The organism is Mycobacterium terramassiliense (assembly GCF_900157385.1).
GTDB lineage: Bacteria > Actinomycetota > Actinomycetes > Mycobacteriales > Mycobacteriaceae > Mycobacterium > Mycobacterium terramassiliense.
In genome coordinates this window covers 1,301,042-1,317,623 of record NZ_LT717701.1, presented here as the reverse complement: position 1 = coordinate 1,317,623, position 16,582 = coordinate 1,301,042, and the positions used below count along the sequence as shown (strand labels likewise).

General features: G+C 66.3%; 12 protein-coding genes. 9 read left to right on the top strand and 3 right to left on the bottom strand.

What is annotated here, in order from left to right; all coding sequences use genetic code 11:
- Positions 1 to 290 precede the first annotated feature (290 nt).
- The 6 genes from ahcY (at position 291) to MTAB308_RS20900 (ending at position 6,922) form a co-directional block, all read left to right on the top strand.
- Positions 291 to 1,763 carry an adenosylhomocysteinase gene (gene ahcY, locus MTAB308_RS20925; RefSeq protein ID WP_077101770.1) on the top strand — a complete coding sequence of 491 codons (1,473 nt, stop codon included), beginning with the start codon at positions 291 to 293 and terminating at the stop codon, positions 1,761 to 1,763.
- A 126-nt stretch (positions 1,764 to 1,889) separates the two neighbouring features.
- Positions 1,890 to 2,786, top strand: a complete 897-nt coding sequence (locus tag MTAB308_RS20920; RefSeq protein ID WP_077101768.1) for a mycobacterial-type methylenetetrahydrofolate reductase — start codon at positions 1,890 to 1,892, stop codon at positions 2,784 to 2,786.
- Positions 2,787 to 3,207: 421 nt separating this feature from the next.
- Positions 3,208 to 3,891 carry a class I SAM-dependent methyltransferase gene (locus MTAB308_RS20915; protein ID WP_077101766.1) on the top strand — a complete coding sequence of 228 codons (684 nt, stop codon included), beginning with the start codon at positions 3,208 to 3,210 and terminating at the stop codon, positions 3,889 to 3,891.
- Between the two features lie 218 nt (positions 3,892 to 4,109).
- Entirely contained in the window at positions 4,110 to 5,321 is a 1,212-nt protein-coding gene (gene metK, locus MTAB308_RS20910; RefSeq protein WP_077101764.1) for a methionine adenosyltransferase, read from the top strand.
- A gap of 363 nt (positions 5,322 to 5,684) precedes the next feature.
- The gene (gene gcvH / locus MTAB308_RS20905) at positions 5,685 to 6,086 is read left to right on the top strand and encodes a glycine cleavage system protein GcvH (RefSeq protein ID WP_077101762.1); all 402 of its coding nucleotides are present in this window, start codon (positions 5,685 to 5,687) and stop codon (positions 6,084 to 6,086) included.
- A gap of 497 nt (positions 6,087 to 6,583) precedes the next feature.
- Positions 6,584 to 6,922: a helix-turn-helix domain-containing protein gene (locus MTAB308_RS20900; protein ID WP_077101759.1), complete on the top strand. Its 339-nt coding sequence runs from the start codon at positions 6,584 to 6,586 to the stop codon at positions 6,920 to 6,922.
- Here MTAB308_RS20900 and MTAB308_RS20895 read toward each other — a convergent pair.
- A complete protein-coding gene (locus tag MTAB308_RS20895; protein ID WP_077101757.1) occupies positions 6,919 to 7,398 on the bottom strand; it encodes a hypothetical protein in 480 nt (159 codons plus the stop codon). The genes MTAB308_RS20900 and MTAB308_RS20895 overlap by 4 nt on opposite strands.
- A gap of 196 nt (positions 7,399 to 7,594) precedes the next feature.
- On the opposite strand from MTAB308_RS20895, the gene MTAB308_RS20890 reads away from it, so the two are divergent.
- The gene (locus tag MTAB308_RS20890; protein ID WP_077101754.1) at positions 7,595 to 8,809 is read left to right on the top strand and encodes a hypothetical protein; all 1,215 of its coding nucleotides are present in this window, start codon (positions 7,595 to 7,597) and stop codon (positions 8,807 to 8,809) included.
- A 38-nt stretch (positions 8,810 to 8,847) separates the two neighbouring features.
- A complete protein-coding gene (locus MTAB308_RS29445) occupies positions 8,848 to 9,510 on the top strand; it encodes a hypothetical protein (RefSeq protein ID WP_216823687.1) in 663 nt (220 codons plus the stop codon).
- Positions 9,511 to 9,706: 196 nt separating this feature from the next.
- Here the strand turns inward: MTAB308_RS29445 and MTAB308_RS20880 are convergent, their stop codons facing one another.
- Positions 9,707 to 9,895: an antitoxin VbhA family protein gene (locus MTAB308_RS20880; RefSeq protein WP_077101750.1), complete on the bottom strand. Its 189-nt coding sequence runs from the start codon at positions 9,893 to 9,895 to the stop codon at positions 9,707 to 9,709.
- Positions 9,896 to 10,209: 314 nt separating this feature from the next.
- On the opposite strand from MTAB308_RS20880, the gene MTAB308_RS20875 reads away from it, so the two are divergent.
- On the top strand, positions 10,210 to 10,605 hold the full coding sequence (locus MTAB308_RS20875; protein ID WP_077101748.1) for an XRE family transcriptional regulator: 396 nt from the start codon (positions 10,210 to 10,212) through the stop codon (positions 10,603 to 10,605).
- A 121-nt stretch (positions 10,606 to 10,726) separates the two neighbouring features.
- Here the strand turns inward: MTAB308_RS20875 and mobF are convergent, their stop codons facing one another.
- Positions 10,727 to 16,498 (bottom strand): MobF family relaxase, encoded by a 5,772-nt coding sequence (gene mobF, locus MTAB308_RS30335; protein ID WP_077101746.1) that lies wholly within the window; start codon positions 16,496 to 16,498, stop codon positions 10,727 to 10,729.
- Positions 16,499 to 16,582 lie beyond the last annotated feature (84 nt).

Genomic DNA, 16,582 nt, shown 5'->3' with positions numbered 1-16,582 from the left:
TGTTGGGGCACGACTCGGGATTCCGGATCAAAGCTTTGTCGGCCCGCGCGTCGTCCGCCTTCGTATTGTTGGAGATCGAATTCCGCAGGTACTGATGTCGTTTACTGAACTATGCGCGCCGCACGCCAGCGCAATGGTTGCACGGCAAACTCGGGAACAAATAAGCCGGTGAGCAAGCGAGCGAGACGGGAGCTAGCTAAAGCAACGTATCGGTCTAGCTCATCACCGGTTTCAGAAACTTCAGCCCACTGACGGCTTGGCCCCAAAATCGCAGAAGGATGAGTCACGTTATGACGACGATCGAAAGTTCGTTGACCGCTGAGGTCCGCAATGGCATTGATTTTAAGGTGGCCGATTTGTCGTTGGCCGATTACGGTCGGCGGGACATTGAGCTGTCCGAGCAGGAGATGCCGGGGCTGATGTCGTTGCGCCGCGAGTACGCCGAGGTGCAGCCGCTCAAGGGGGCGCGGATTTCTGGGTCGTTGCATATGACGGTGCAGACCGCGGTGCTCATCGAGACGCTGGTCTCGTTGGGTGCGCAGGTGCGGTGGGCGTCGTGCAACATCTTTTCCACCCAGGATCACGCCGCCGCGGCGGTGGTGGTCGGCCCCTACGGCACGCCCGAGGAGCCCAAGGGGGTGCCGGTGTTCGCCTGGAAGGGGGAGACGCTGCAGGAGTATTGGTGGGCCGCCGAGCAGATGCTGAGCTGGCCTGATGAGCCGGCGAACATGATCTTGGATGACGGCGGGGATGCCACCATGTTGGTGCTGCGCGGTGCGCAGTACGAGAAGGCCGGGGTGGTGCCCCCGGCCGAGGAGGACGACCCCAGCGAGTGGAAGGTGTTTTTGGAGCTGCTGCGGCGCCGGTTTGAGACCGATAAGGACAAGTGGACCAGGATCTCTGAGTCGGTGCAGGGGGTGACCGAGGAGACCACCACCGGGGTGCTGCGGCTGTATCAGTTCGCCGCGGCCGGGGATCTGGCGTTTCCGGCGATCAACGTCAACGACTCGGTGACCAAGTCCAAGTTCGACAACAAATACGGCTGTCGGCACTCGCTGATCGATGGGATCAACCGCGGCACCGACGTGCTGATCGGCGGTAAGAAGGTGCTGATCTGCGGCTACGGTGACGTCGGCAAGGGCTGCGCGGATTCGGTCCAGGGCCAGGGCGCCCGGGTGGTGGTCACCGAGATCGACCCGATCAACGCGCTGCAGGCGCTGATGGAGGGCTATGACGTCACCACGGTCGAGGACGCGATCGGCACCGCCGACATCGTGGTCACCGCGACCGGCAATAAGGACATCATCACCCTGGCGCACATGAAGGCGATGAAGGATTACGCGGTGCTGGGCAACATCGGGCACTTCGACAACGAGATCCAGGTCGCCCAGCTCGAGAAGTCCGGCGCCACCAAGGTCAACATCCGCCCGCAGGTCGACGTGTGGACCTTCCCCGACACCGGCAAGTCGATCATCTTGCTGTCGGAGGGGCGGCTGTTGAACCTGGGCAACGCCACCGGGCACCCGTCGTTTGTGATGAGCAACAGCTTCTCCAACCAGGTGATCGCCCAGATCGAGCTGTGGACCAAAAACGACGAGTACGACAACGAGGTCTACCGGCTGCCCAAACACCTCGACGAGAAAGTGGCCCGCATCCACGTCGAAGCCCTCGGCGGCCAGCTGACCAAACTCACCAAAGAACAGGCCGAATACATCGGCGTCGACGTCGACGGCCCCTACAAGGCCGACCACTACCGCTACTGATTTCTGCCCTGCCGAACGCGACGCCCAGCCGCACACCCGCCAGCGTGCGGCTCACGGCGACAGTCGATCTTTCGTAGGTGCGACGACTCGGCTCCCGCCCAGATCGTCAGGACAAAGGGGAGGCGTGTGACCCTCAACACGGTCGCGCTCGAGCTGGTGCCGCCGAATTTGGACGGCGGTCACGAGCGGGCATTCGAAGAAGCACGCAAAGTGGCGCAGTACTGCAGCGATTCCGGACTCGACGGACAGATTCGGCACGTGATGATTCCGGGCATGATCGCCGAGGACGACGACCGGCCGGTCCCGATGCAGCAGAAGCTGGACGTGCTCGATTTCTGGTCGGTAATCAAACCGGAACTACCCGCAATCAATGGGTTATGCACGCAGGTCACCGCCTTCATGGACAAGCCGTCGCTGAGTAGCCGCCTCGCCGACCTGTGCGGAGCCGGAATGGAGGGTGTGGTGTTCGTCGGCGTCCCGCGCACGATGACCGACGGGGAGGGTTCCGGCGTCGCGCCCACCGACGCGCTATCGATTTATCGGGACCTGGTACCCAATCGCGGCGTAATCCTTATCCCGACACGCGAGGGCGAGCATGGCCGTTTCACGTTCAAGTGCGACCGCGGCGCCACGTACGGCATGACGCAGTTGTTGTACTCCGACGCGATCGTGGACTTCCTGGCCGACTTCGCCGAGCACAGCGATCATCGCCCAGAGGTGCTGCTGTCGTTCGGTTTCGTCCCCGGGATCGAAACCTCCGTGGGCCTGATCGGGTGGCTGATCCAGGATCCCGGAAACCCGGCGGTGGCCGACGAGCAGGCCTTCGTCCGCAAGCTGGCCGGCAGCGAACCAGCGGAAAAGCGGCGACTCCTGGTCGACTTGTACAAGCGCGTGATCGACGGCGTCATCGACCTCGGCTTCCCGCTGAGCATCCACCTGGAAGCGACCTACGGGGTGTCGAGGCCGGCGTTCCAGACGTTCGCCGAGATGCTCTCCTATTGGTCACCCCGCGAGGGTTTCTAGTACGACTCGCAAGCCAGCGCTTGAAAGCCAACCCGGATCCACTGGCACGCCGACGTCGGCGGTCGTGAACGAGGCAAGGCGGGCAGCGGCTGAGTTAAGCAACCCAATTGGTGAAATGGTTGCGATAACGGAAGCGAATGTGACCGTCTTTTAACGGGCCACATCATTCGAACTCGGTCAATTTAGCAGCGCTTGGCCCTGGCCGTGGTTTGGCTCCCGGCTGACGCCCTTATGCGCCGCTGCAATGTCGGCAAACGCGGACTTTTCACACGTGGTGCCGTTCGAACTTTACGGAAGGTAAAAGCTTATTCCTAGCTGTTTTTCAGAAAGGTCTATCCGCAGAGAATAAATGCGTGTCGTCTTTATTAAATAGTGCTCACAGCATTGCGACGAGCGGCCTCGTCCACTTAGGCTGAAAAGCGTGCCTACTTTTAACGTAAACACCGTGGACTGGGATGAACTCTATGACGGCAATGCGTCATATGCGCCGGGAAATCCCGGCTGGAATATTGGCGAATTGCAGCCTGCACTGGCCGCTCTGGAACGGCAGGGGCTTTTCGTGGGGCCTGTGCTCGATTCTGGATGCGGGGTGGGAACTGCATCATTGGCGTTGGCCGAAAAGGGATACGAAGTCGTTGGGCTGGACCGGTCTGCCAGCGCCATTGAGAAGGCTAAGAAGGCGGCAGCGGAACGAGGCCTGACTGCGACGTTCGAGGTGGCCGATCTGAGCAAATCAACCGGCTATGAAAAGTACTTCAACACCGTCATCGACGGGCTCGTGTTCCACTGCCTGCCCGAAGGGCTCAGGCACGCGTACGTGGAATCGAGCGCCCGCGCGCTGAGGCCCGGCGGCAAGTTTTTTGCTCTCGTGTTCGCCACCGAGGCGTTCCCGCCCGGCGCCGACTTTGGCCCGCGTCCATTCACTCAGCAGCAATTGGAAAACATCGTTGGCAAGCATCTTTTCGTGGATGACATCCGACCCGCGCGCGCATGGATCAACGTCCCGACTGCGTTGCCGGAAGGCTTCGAATACCGCAATGTGACCATCGGACATGACGGCCGTGCGCAGCTGCCGTCATGGCTCGTGAGCGCCCACCGCCACTGAGAACGGCGGGCCACACCAGGCGATCCTCGCCGGCCGCGAGGATCGCAAAAGGTGGACGTTGTCGCGATGGTGCGCGGGCAACTGCGGATGCCACTCGGCCATCCGCCTGCGTCGTCACGTTGTGGCTACCCCGAAAACATGGCGCGGGTTACGCGCGGGACCGAACCGCCTCGTAACCCCTGGAAGTTGAAAAGGCAGGCTGACAGAAGGATGACACAGTGAGTGAAAAGGGTCGGCTGTTTACCAGTGAGTCGGTGACCGAGGGGCATCCCGACAAGATCTGTGACGCGATCAGCGACTCGGTCCTTGATGCGTTGTTGGCGCAGGATCCGCGCTCGCGGGTGGCGGTGGAGACGTTGGTGACCACCGGGCAGGTGCATGTGGTGGGTGAGGTGACGACGACGGCTAAGGAGGCGTTCGCCGAGATCACCAACACGGTGCGTGCGCGCATCCTCGACATCGGTTATGACTCGTCGGAGAAGGGTTTTGACGGGGCGTCGTGTGGGGTGAACATCGGTATCGGTGCGCAGTCGCCCGACATTGCCCAGGGGGTGGACAGCGCCCATGAGGCCCGCGTGGAGGGTGCGGCGGACCCGCTGGATTCTCAGGGCGCCGGTGATCAGGGGCTGATGTTTGGTTATGCGATCAACGACACCCCGGAGTTGATGCCGTTGCCGATCGCGTTGGCGCACCGGTTGTCGCGCAAGCTGACCGAGGTGCGCAAGAACGGGACGCTGGATTACCTGCGTCCGGACGGCAAGACCCAGGTCACCATCGCCTATGAGGACGATGTGCCGGTGCGGCTGGACACCGTGGTGGTTTCCACCCAGCACGCCGAGGGCATCGACCTGGACAAGACGCTGGATCCCGACATCCGCACGCACGTGCTCACGACCGTGCTGCAGGAGTTGGACCATCAGACGTTGGATTCCTCGGCGACGCGGGTGCTGGTCAATCCGACCGGCAAGTTCGTGCTGGGTGGCCCGATGGGTGATGCGGGGTTGACCGGGCGCAAGATCATCGTGGACACCTACGGCGGCTGGGCGCGCCACGGCGGGGGGGCGTTTTCGGGCAAGGATCCCTCCAAGGTGGACCGCTCGGCGGCCTACGCGATGCGCTGGGTGGCCAAGAACATCGTGGCCGCCGGGCTGGCCGAGCGGGTCGAGGTGCAGGTGGCCTACGCCATCGGCAAGGCCGCCCCGGTCGGGCTGTTCATCGAGACGTTCGGCACCGCCACCGTCGACCCGGTCAAGATCGAAAAGATCGTTCCCGAAGTCTTCGACCTGCGCCCCGGCGCGATCATCCGTGACCTGGACCTGCTGCGCCCGATCTACGCCCAGACCGCCGCCTACGGGCACTTCGGGCGCACCGACATCGAACTGCCCTGGGAACAGCTCAACATGGCCGACGAGCTCAAACGGGCCATCTAGCGCCGACTGATCCGATGCTTTCGCGCTTGGCTCGGCACAATCGGGTCTTTGTTGCGTCGGCGCCGAACCAAGGCGCAGCCGCGCGCACTTGCGCCTCGATAACCGCGCAGCACAACGATCCTCCACGCGTGCGGCCGTGGCCTGCTCGGAATGGCGCAGTGAAACGTTGCGGCTTTGTCGCACAAGAAAACTGGGACTGGGCAGGGCCCCTCGAGTGGACGCTGCTCGAGGAGCTGCTCGGCGCGGCACGTCGCGGTGAACCGGCCCGCGTCCGAAAGACCCACTCGTCACACCGCACAAGCCCCGAACCCGTGTCCGCCAACGCACGCAGCCCAGAACCGCTGGAACAGAACAGGATTACTTGTGACTGACATCCCGCCCGACTTGTACTACACAGCCGAACACGAGTGGGTTCGTCGCAGCGACGAATGCACGGTACGGGTGGGCATCACCGACTTTGCGCAGTCGGCTCTTGGCGACGTCGTCTTCGTGCGACTGCCGGACATCGGCGCGGAACTCGTCGCCGGCGAGCCCTTCGGCGAAGTCGAGTCGACCAAATCGGTGTCGGATCTCTACGCGCCGTTGTCGGGAAAGGTGGCCGCCGTCAACAGCGATCTGGAAGGTAGCCCGCAGCTCGTGAACGCCGACCCCTACAACGCCGGCTGGCTGCTCGACATTCAGGTCGACGAGTCGGAGACCGCGGCCCTCGCGGGCGGTGCGGCGCTGCTGGATGCTGATACCTACCTCAGCGTCCTCACCGGCTGAGAATTGCTGATACTCAGAGGTCCGCGACCGTTTCCAAGTCGGGCACTCGGTGGTGGCCAGGGGCGGGATCGAACCGCCGACCTTCCGCTTTTCAGGCTGAAGCGCGGCCGGGAAAGGATCGTTTGTCCTGGTCAAGCTGGACGAACTGGACCGGTCTTAGTAGTCGAGACCACGCGATCCGAACTCCGCGGCGGATAAGAGGCGGATGGAAGCGGACGTGATCCGTAGTCAGAGCAACCTGGTTTCAGGCAGTTCCACAGTATCCTGTCACGCCCCGGACGCGAGCCGTCTCACCTGCGAAAACCGTCTCGCGATGTCTCGTCGCGACATAGGGCGTATTACGCCAGTTGTGACAAAGGCGCGACGTGCGTGCCCCAGCGTCAGCGCCGTCCGCCACACGGTGCACTGAGTCAACGGCGCCTGGCGACTACCCTTGACCGTGGCATTTATGTTACGCTCTCTGCATCCACGCTACGCAGCCGAAAGAGGTGATCGCCATGAACGACGTGTTCAACACGTTGCTTGAACTCGAGGGTCGCGACCCCGAGTTCGCCCGTGCGTACGCCGCCGAGTCGGCACGGATCGAGGCGATCGATTCCATCATCAACGCACTCGACGAAGCGCGGGGAACGGAGAAGCTGAGCAAGGCGGCGCTGGCCCGCGCGATCGGCTCCGACCCGAGCACCGTACGGCGTCTTCTGTCATCTGAGTCGGTGAACCCGACGCTCAGCACCATCGCTGAGGTCGCAGCGGCGCTGGGCATGAAGGTGACACTCACGCCGATGTCGGAGGACGAGCGCACCCGCATCACCGGACCCATGCGGGCCTGCGCCTAGCTCGCCCCCATCGCGGAGCGGATGTCGTCCTCGGTGACGAGCGGCCTTGGGTTGCGCCCGAGATACTCGTCTCCCAGTTCACGCACCTCGGCGTAGCGGGAGTCGGGCAGGGTCGTCCGGTACGGCTTCGCAGCGCCATCGATCACCGTGAGGAGCGGCGAGGTCTTTCCCGCCGCGTCGTAGTCCAGAAGGCAGAACAGCCGGTAGTGCCACTTCCCGTTCGGGGTCTTCGAGGTGACGCGCGCCTCGAAGTAGCCGGTCATGTCTCCGTGCATCGCCTCCCACTGCCCACCGCCAGCGAACCGCTTCGGCGGCGCCTTGGCTACAGCGGCGAGGGTCGCGAGGAGGCGTGCCCGCACGTTCGTGGGAAATCCCAGGAGCACGTCCAAACCCGGTGAGCTCTGCCCTGTGTCGTCGTCGCGGTGCCGCTTGAAGAACACCACCTCGTGCGTGGCGTCCGACGACAGGGGCTCCACCTTTGGGGCGGTATCCCGAGATCGTTTGTTGCGACTCACACGTTCATCTCATCACGGCGTCGCCGACTGACACGTGAGCGATCTGAGTCGCCTCCGGACTGAGCCCCAGGGGAGGTGACCCGCCGCGTCAGCAACGTGGTGTGTCGGTTGCGAGGAATAGGCTCGGTGTGCAAGCGGTGCCGCAAAGGAGCGACGGATGAACGGTTCCATGCGCGGGCCGCAGTTGGCCGAGCTGCTCGGGCGGAGCGCTCGGGCTGCGTTCGACGAACTCGACCGTCTCGACGCCGACACCCTGTTGCGCGAGAACCTCGAGGTGTTGGTGCACGGTCTCCTCGCGCGGCATGTGCCCGAACCGGTCTCGGTCGACTGGACCGCTGTCAGCGGAACCCCGGTGCAGGAAATGACGATAGAACGCACCACCATGGAGTTCGGGGAACGTCGCGACTATCGTATTCCGGGCCGCCGCATCACCATCTCCTGGCCGCTGACGGGAACCGCCGAGATACTCCGTCGGCAGGCGTCACAGTTCACGCTGGGACCCGACCGCGGGACGATCAGGGACGACAGTGTCCAGCTCGCAATCGAGTCACCCGAGCTCTCTACCGAGTTCGTGGAGCGACAGATGGCGGAGGTGCGCGAGGACGTCGACAGGCGGATCGGATGGGCGAACCACGACGTGGCGGTCCACCGAACAGCCGTGGAGCGCGAGCTCAAGCAGGCCGCCGAAGCACGGCGTGCACGGATCACCGAGAACCGGCGGATCAGCGCCGCGCTGAACATCCCGATCACGCCTACGGGCGTGCAACGGCCTCCTGTGCCGGCCCGGCGCAGACAGGTTCCGCTGCAGCAGCGTCGAGCTTCGGCGGAGTTCACACCCGAGCCCGTGCTCGACGAGGCGATCTACCAGGACATCCTCGACGTCGTGGAGAACTGGGCACGTTCGTTGGAACGCACGTGCACACCCCCGATCCGCGCACTCGGCGAGGAGGCCCTACGGGATCTGCTGCTCGGCACACTGAACGGATACTGGCGAGGCGCCGCGGGAGGTGAGCTGTTCAACGGCGAGGGCAAGACCGACATCCTGATCCGCGAAGACGGCCGCAACGCATTCATCGCCGAGTGCAAGGTCTGGGGCGGCGCCTCAAGGGCCACCGCGGCGCTCGACCAGCTGCTGAGCTACCTCGTCTGGCGGGACACCAAGGCAGCATTGATCGTGTTCATCAAGAACACGAAGGCAAGCGACATCATCGGTCGGCTCCACCAAGCTGTGCGCGAGCACCCACGACACCTGTTGACCGTCCATGCGACCGATGACGAACGTCGGGCCGACTACGTCTTCAGCGCGGATGACGGCGATCGCCGCATCGAACTGGCCGTGATCCCGGTGGTGCTCCCCGCCGATGCAGCGTGACGGCGTGTCCTGTCACCCGCGTCAGGCATCATCAGCTCATGGCGGATGAGACCTACCGGGTCCGGAGAATGAAGCTCGATGAGTCTGACGCGAACCGGCTCGGCAAGTGGGCTTCGCTGTGGTCGGACCTGATCCACGTCGACATGGTGCTCGCCGCGAGGACCAAAGTGCCCGATGTCGCGGCCGACGTATTCCACCGGCGTGCGCTGTGGGAGTCCGCCATCGTCAGTTACGGGCGGATGGCGGTCAGCGAGAAGCGGCGCAACATCGATTACGAGGATCTGCTGCACGCCGCACGTGGTGATCGTGGCGCGCAGTTCCACGAGACCCTGATGAGTTGGCGGCACGATCATGTTGCGCACCGCCGGTCCCGTGATCTCGAGGCCGTCGCCGTCTGCGCGGACTACCTCGACGCGGCTCCTGATGTCCTCGACTCTATCCGTGTGTCGGTGTCGCCTTCGGGTGGGCCCGTCGAGGGGTCCCCGTTGGTCGTCGAGTTCTGCGAGCACGTCAAAGCGCTGCGGGACACGCTGTGGGAGAAATACCTGGCCCCGATCGGCGAGCTGATCGCGACGCGCGGACCTCGCGGTGTCCTGTTGCCGGCCGAGCCGGAACCCTCGGATGGGCTCACGGTGCAGCAGGTGCTGTGGTCCCGGGTGAACGGCACCGGTATGGCCAGCAGCCCTTCCTCAAATTCGTGAGATCTGTCGGTACCGGCGCCTACTCTGTCGCCACGCCGCCTAAATTCCGGCCGCACCGCTGCATCCCTGGGAGGGAACCATGACACTCGATGATCTACACACGATCATCCCAAGCTCCTCCCACCACGCGACTGGTCGCGGATCAAGGCGATAGGGCCGACCTACCCGACGCGGCGCTGAGTTCCGATGACCCGCGTCAAGTCTCTTTCAGGTTGTACCGGCGCCGGACGCGATCGCGCAGCTCAGCAGCGGTGAGGGTTCCGCGGGCATAGGCGACCTGGTCGGCGCGCGTGGCGTCGGTGCTGCGGGAACCTTCGAGTTCGGTGCTGCGGCGGGTCGCGCGCACGGCCTTGACCCGGCGCTTGACCTTCTGCGACTCGGTCACTCAGAACACCACCTTCAGTGAAGTTCCTTCAAGATAGTCGACTCGGCTGACATCGGGCGGAAGCGCGGATACGCGGCCAGCTGGCGGCGTAGTCCCGTACGTCGACGAAGTCGTGCACCGAGGCGTCAAGGCCTGCCGGGATCGTTGGCAATGGGGGCTGGCGATGGTGCGCCACCGCCACCGTGGGTGCCGGGCTGCTGCTGTCCCGGTCCTACACAATCGTTAGGTGTTGTTTAGAGTGTTGTTTATAGCCCCTGCAGAGGTAGGGTTTTGTCCGGATGGTCCGGGTCCTGCAGAGACACGTGGAGTGCTGAATGCCTGTTCTGACCGCCGCTGCGGCACACAAACTTGATCGTGAGGCGGCGTCGCTGTCGATAGGCGACATTGCCGCATATTTGCAGGACACAGTGGGCCAGCGTGTCGCCGCCGCGATCGCCGGTCTGGCCGATGCGAAGCAGATCGGCCGGTATACCCGCATAGACGGTCCGCGACCGCACGGACCGACGGAGCGTCGGTTGCGTGAGGGCTACAAAGTGGTCCGGATGCTCGTGGACGCTTACGGCGAGACGACGGCCAAGGCGTGGCTGTTCGGCACGAACACCCGCCTCGACGACCAAGCCCCGATCGAGGTGCTCGGCGCTGCAACGGACACGACGGATTTCATACTGGTACTAAGGGCAGCGCGGCAGGTGGCTAGCTCTCAGGCGTGAGCCAAACGCATTGCGCAGGCCGCTGTCGCGGGTCGGCTATCACGCTGCACCACTCGATATCGCACCGCACGCGTCACACGAGTTCCGCCATCGATTCGACGACGTGGCACACCGGTCACAATTAGAGCTCCAGGCCGCTGCTGCGGTCTTGATCGCGACCGCGGGTGCGGTTGCGTTCGGTGATCGCCGCCAATCGTTTTGGGACGGCGGCGATCTCGCGTAGCTCGGCGAGGATGCGGGCGCGTTGGCGTAGCAGCTCGGCAGCGCGGTTTCGTTCGGGGCTGGGCGTGTTGGTGGTGGCGAGGTGGTGTTCAGCGCGCTCGATGGCGGTGCTGGGTTGCTGGTGTCCGGTGCCGGGGTTGCCGAGGTGTTGGGTGCGGCCGGTGTCGTGGGTGAGTACGGCGAACAGGGTGTGGGTGGGCTGCTTGTCGTCTGCGGCGATGAGTACGAGTTTGGTGTTGGTGTCGGCGGCGTGGTGGGCGAGCCAGTTCAGCTGTTCGGCGGTGAGGGTGTGCGCGTGGTCGACGATGATCAGGCTGCCCCGCGATGGTGTGGGCCGTGTGGCGGTGAGGTCGTTGCGGTAGGTGTCGATGCTGGTGGTGGTGTCGGCGTAGGCGCGGTCGGTGGGGTTGTCGCGGTCGGTCAGCGCGACGATGGGCCTGTTGTGGTGGTGGGCGGTGTCGGCGAGGGCGCCCACGGCGGCGGTCGTGTCGGCACCGGGGTGCAGGTGGAGCAGTTGGACACTGTGGATGTTGGTCGTGATCGCGGTGACAGCGCGGCGCTGCTGGTCGTCGAGGCGGTCGAGCGCGGCTGGCGGCGCAGTGTAGAGGGCGGCGGGGCTGGCCGCGGCGGCGACCTGAAGGAAGTCGATTTCGGCCTGTAGTTGGTCGAGGTCGGCGCCGAGATCGTACGTGTGGGCGGGACTTTGGGCCAGCGATCGCGCCGCGGCGCCTTCAGCGCGGGCGAGTTGGTCATCCAGGGTGCGGGTGTGGCGGCGGGCGGCGTTGAGGGCGTCGGTGTCGGTCCGCACGGCTTGGGCGCGGCGGGCGTGCAGGTGGGCTTCGGTGACGATGCCGGTCACGCCGCCGGCGGCGTCGATAAGGTCGTTGCGAGCTGCGTCGAGGCGCTCGCGGGCGGTGCGCACCGCGGCGTCGACAAGCTCGGTCTGTTCGCTGACGTGGGCGTGGTGGTGCTGGTAGCGGCCGGCGGCGTCGTGATCGCCGCGTTCGGTGGCCGCGGCGATTGCGGCGCCGAGTTGGGTGAGCAGTCGGCGGTGCAGCTCGGCGGTGTCTTCGGCGTGAATCCAGCGGCTGTGCGCGCTGGCGAGGGCGTGGTGGTAGGGGCGTTGGGCGAGGTGGCGTTGGTGCAGCTGCGCCAGTGCGGGCGCGGCGGCGAGTTCGGCGGGCCCGCCGCCACCGCGCAGGATGGCGGCGGCGAGTTGGCGGGCGTGGCGATGAGCGGCGTCACGTTGGGCGCGCAACGCCGCGATGTCGATGTCGTCGACGCAGGCGGGTGCGGCGGGCCGCACGGTCGGCAGGTCGTGGAAGTCGAGGCCACCGAGGTCGTCGTCGGGCACGCCGTAGGAGCAGTCGTGCGGGTCGGGCGGGGGATCATGCAACTCCGCGACGCCGATGTCGGGGTCGATGGTGGCGGCGTGGTGGGTGAGCAGTTCGATCCGGTAGGTGAGCAGGCGGGCGTATTCGTGTGGCCGGATCGGCTGGGTGTCGGCGATGTCGTGCAGGTGTTCGGCGGCGGCAGCGAGCAGGTCGTAGGGGGGCCAGTTGGCGGCGGTGACCGCGGCGACCAGGGCGGGCCAGGCGGGGTCGGTGATGATGGCTTCGGCGATGCGGGTGCCCAGCAGCTGGTGCAGGTCAGTAGCCCATTCTGGTCGCAGTGTGGTGTCGGTGCCCTCGAGTGAGGGGGGCGCCAGGGTGCCGGCGAGGCGCCACCACAGTGCGGCGGCGGGCATCTCCGCGGGCAGCGGACCCAGCTCGGCCGCATCACGTACTAAGGCCGGGATGTCGGCGCCGGCGCGGGCGGCCCCCTCGAGGTGGGTGGCCAGCCGCGGCCAGTACGGATCGTCGGTGAGGTGGGGGTCGACGGTGGCCGCGAGCCCGCGCCACCGGGCGGTGTTGGCTCCCGCGCGGGTCAGGGCGGCATCGAGGCGCGAATGGATGGCGTGCTGGAACACCGCGGAGCGGTTGGCGTGCTGTTGCGGTCCGGTGATACGGGTGTCGGCGGGATCGACGTCGTGGGACGCGCGGAAGACCGCGATCTCGGCGAGCAGGTGAGGGCTGCCGTCGAGCAGGGGACGCGCCCAGGCCGGGCAGGTGGCGGCGTCCCAGGCGCGGGCGGTGTCGCGGATCTGGTGGGCGAGGTCGTGCACGAGGTCGGCGCGCGCCTTCAGGTAGGTCACCCAGGTCGGGTCGGTGGTGATCACGTCGGGGATGGCGGGCAGCCAGTGCAGCGGTCCGCGCTGTGTCGGGCCGGCCCCGCTGGGGGTGGGCAGGCGCCAGTCCAGGACGGCGGCGGGGTCGCGCGCATCGCCTAGTGGTGTGGCTGCGGCCTGGTGCAGCGCGTCGATGGGGTCGTGTCCTTCGACGGCGAGCAGGGCGAGGTTACGGCGCAACACGGGCCAGCCTTGGGCATCGGTCAGGTGGTGGCCCAGGCGGGTGGCGGCGGTGTCGATGCGCGACATGACCTCGGGGCCGGCGTGGTGTTCGGCGGCCGCGGACAGCGCGTCGCAGTACATGTCGGCGGCGCGGTGCAGGCGGGTGAAGGGGTCGGTGTCGGCGGCGGCCAGGGTGTGCGCGGAGTGCTGGGCGCCGTCGCGGCCCACGATGGCGGTCAAGACGTCCACGGCGGTGGGTGGGTGGGTGGCTTTGGGGGTCAGGATGCGGTGCGGGTCGGCTTCGGCGGTGGAGCCGTAGAAGTGGTTTTCGGTGCGGCCGCGGGTGGCGGCGACGTAGAGCTGTTGGCGGGTCAGGCGGTCGGAAATGACGGTGTGGCAGGTGCCTTCGGTCTCTTGGTGCCCGGCGGTCATGCCTTGGGCGGCGTTGATGGTGGAGGCGTAACCGAGCGTGGTGGAGGTGGACACGTAGCGGGCGGGGAGCCGTACCGGGGTGGCCGGACCGCGCAGCGGTACGACGGTGATCGACCCGTCGTCGTGCACGGTGCGGATCATCCAGCGGTGCCCGTTTTTCACCCAGGCGCCATGCGTGGTGGTGCGCAGCCAGCGGGCGTTTTTGCGGGTGGCGACCCAGTCGCCCGCCGAGGCGATCAACCCGTCGGCCAGGGTCACGGTCGCCGCTAACGCCGGACTGTTCGTGCGGCTGTTCGGGGCGGCGGGGTTGGGGGTGTGGGTGAGTCGGTCGAGGCGGGCGCGTTCGTTGAGCGCGGCGACCAGATCATTGGTGGGGGCTAACAGGATGGAGTCGCGGCCGGCGGCGCGGTCGGCGGCCCAGGCGGTGTAGGCGAGGTCGGCGGCGGTCGCGTCGGCGCCGACATGGACGCGGTGGTGGTCGATGTAGAAGCCGATTCCGGCGGGGTCGCCGGCGCGCAGGGCCAGGCTGGCGGCGGCTTCGGCCGTGCCGGTGTCGGGGTGGGTGAAGCGCACCACGGTGCTCAGCGTGACAGTCTCAGAGCGCTGGGCCAGGTCGGCCAGGACACCGCCGGCCGAGACCGACGCGAGTTGTTGGTCATCACCGATCAGGCGCACGCTGGCCCCGCACGCCAGCGCGTGCGCGATGAGGGTGTCCAGATCGCAGGTGGACGCCATGCCGGCTTCGTCGACGATGAGCAGAGTGTCAGCACCGATGCGGTCGAACCACCCTCGAGCTGGGTCGTCGAAGGGGGCGGGGGCGCTGCGGCCGGTGCCGCAGAGTTGGATGAGTTTGGCGATGGTGTCAGTCGGCGCGGCGAGGTCTCGGCCGAGGACTTCGGCGGCGCCGGCGGTGGGCGCCAGGCCGACGACGGTGCCGCCACTGTTGCGCCACGCGGCCGCCAACGCGGCGGTGGCGGTGGTTTTGCCGGTGCCCGCCGGCGCCAGCGCAAGCTGCACGCGGGCCCCCGAGGTGGCCATCTCCCGCACCAGGGCCGCTTGCCCGTGGTTGAGTTCCAGCCCGTACTTCGCGTGGGTTTCGGCCAGGGCTACACCGATACTGGTGTCATCCACGGTGCGCCCGTCGCCCAGGGTGGCAGCGGCCAGAATGCGCCGCTCGGCCGCCAGGATGGCGGCACTGGTGTAGACGGTGGTGTCATGGCGGGTGTAGACGCTGGAACCGTCGCGCCGCCGCAGCGGCGCTGGCTCTTTTTTTTCGGTGTCGGTGTGGCTGGTCAACGCGATGCTGTGTGCGCTGAGCGCGCTGGCGACGATGCGGTTGACCAGGTCGGGGCCGCCCGGGTGGTTGGCGTAGCGCAGCGCGCGTTGGGCCTGGGCGCGCACGTGGTTCACCGTCCAGGTGGCCCGGTTGGCGGCGACGGTGGCGATCACCGCCGCGGCCTGCTCGCTGATCCATTCATCGGTAATCTCGACCTGTGGGGAGATGCTCTGATTGGTGACGCTGGCGAGCATGGCGGTCAGGGCTCGCTGGCTCCCGAGGACCTCGACGGCCTGCACGCGCCAGGCGTGGCGCTGCTCGGCCAGCGAGCGCGGTTCGTGCTTGGCTTGCCGTGTTTCCAAGGTGGCCTGCTGGGACAGCGCCAGCATCTCGACCATGGTCGGTTCACGCCCGTGGGCGGTGTGAAACGCCTTGGCCAGCTCGCCCACCCGGTGGTTGATGGCCGCGCTGCGCGAGGAGTATTTCTCGATCAGCTCGGCCGGGATACCGACGATTTCGCGCACCGGCCGCCGACCGGGTTTGGTGTCGGTGTTAGCGAAGCGCACACCCAGTGTGGCGATCGCCAGGGCTTCTAGGCGGGTGTTGTACAGCTCCGAGGCCGCCACCGTGGCGTGATACAGCGGCGTGCCGTCCAGGGCCAGCCAGCGTGGGATGCCATCGGCGGCGATCGCGTGCACTTTGTTGCTGATCACCAGGTGGGTGTGCAGGTTGGGATCCCCGGCGCGGCTGTCGCGGTGATCGAAGGCCGCCGCGATCAAACCGGTGGTGTTGACCTGGGCCACACCATGGGCTCCCATCCGCGAAAACGCGGCATGTTGCTCCAGAAAATCCAGCGTTTCGGCGACGGCTTGATGGTGGCATTCCTCGACCGCAGCGGCGATCGGTGTCGGGGCGATCGCCCACAACGTCGAGACGGACTTGACCGGGGTGAACGTCAGGTCATAGCCGGCCACCGCGCTGGTGGCCGCCCGTGAACCCCGCGCGATGAAACCCGACAACTCACGGTCATCAGCCGCCGGGCGCCCATAGGTTTCGGTGAACATTTCGCGCGCGAGCCCAGTGCGAATACCGGCCCGGATATCGGCGGCGATGCTGGCGTGTTCGCCTGCGCCGACGGTGCTGTTGTAGTCGCGGTAGGCCTGGCGCAACCGGGTGACGAATTGGTTTTCGCTGGTGTTGATGGCAAAGGGGCGACCCAGCCGCGTGGCGGCGATCGCCGGTGCGTGACCTAATCCCAGCCCGATCAGATGCCGGGTGATGCGGTCGGCGTTGGGGTGCAGGCCTTCTCCGAAGAGGGCTTTCATTTGGTCCTCGCTGACCTGCGATCCGTCCGCGACCCTCCACAGGTCGGCCACGATCGGATCGGCCGGATCGCGCGAGACAGGCCGGCCCAACGCGGCCAGGCCGTGGCCCATCCATACCCCGGGGGATTCACCCTTGGTGCTGTAGTAATCGGACAGGCTGGGGCGCCCGCGGTCGGTGGCATCGGCGGCGGCGACTTGCCGGATCAGGTACATGTACCCGTCTCCGGCGGTCAGCTTGTGCAAGCCCATCACCGCGACATCACCACGACTACGACTCTCACACGGGCCTCGGCGTTATGCGACGGCCGCGCACCACCAAAATCGCGTCGCTGA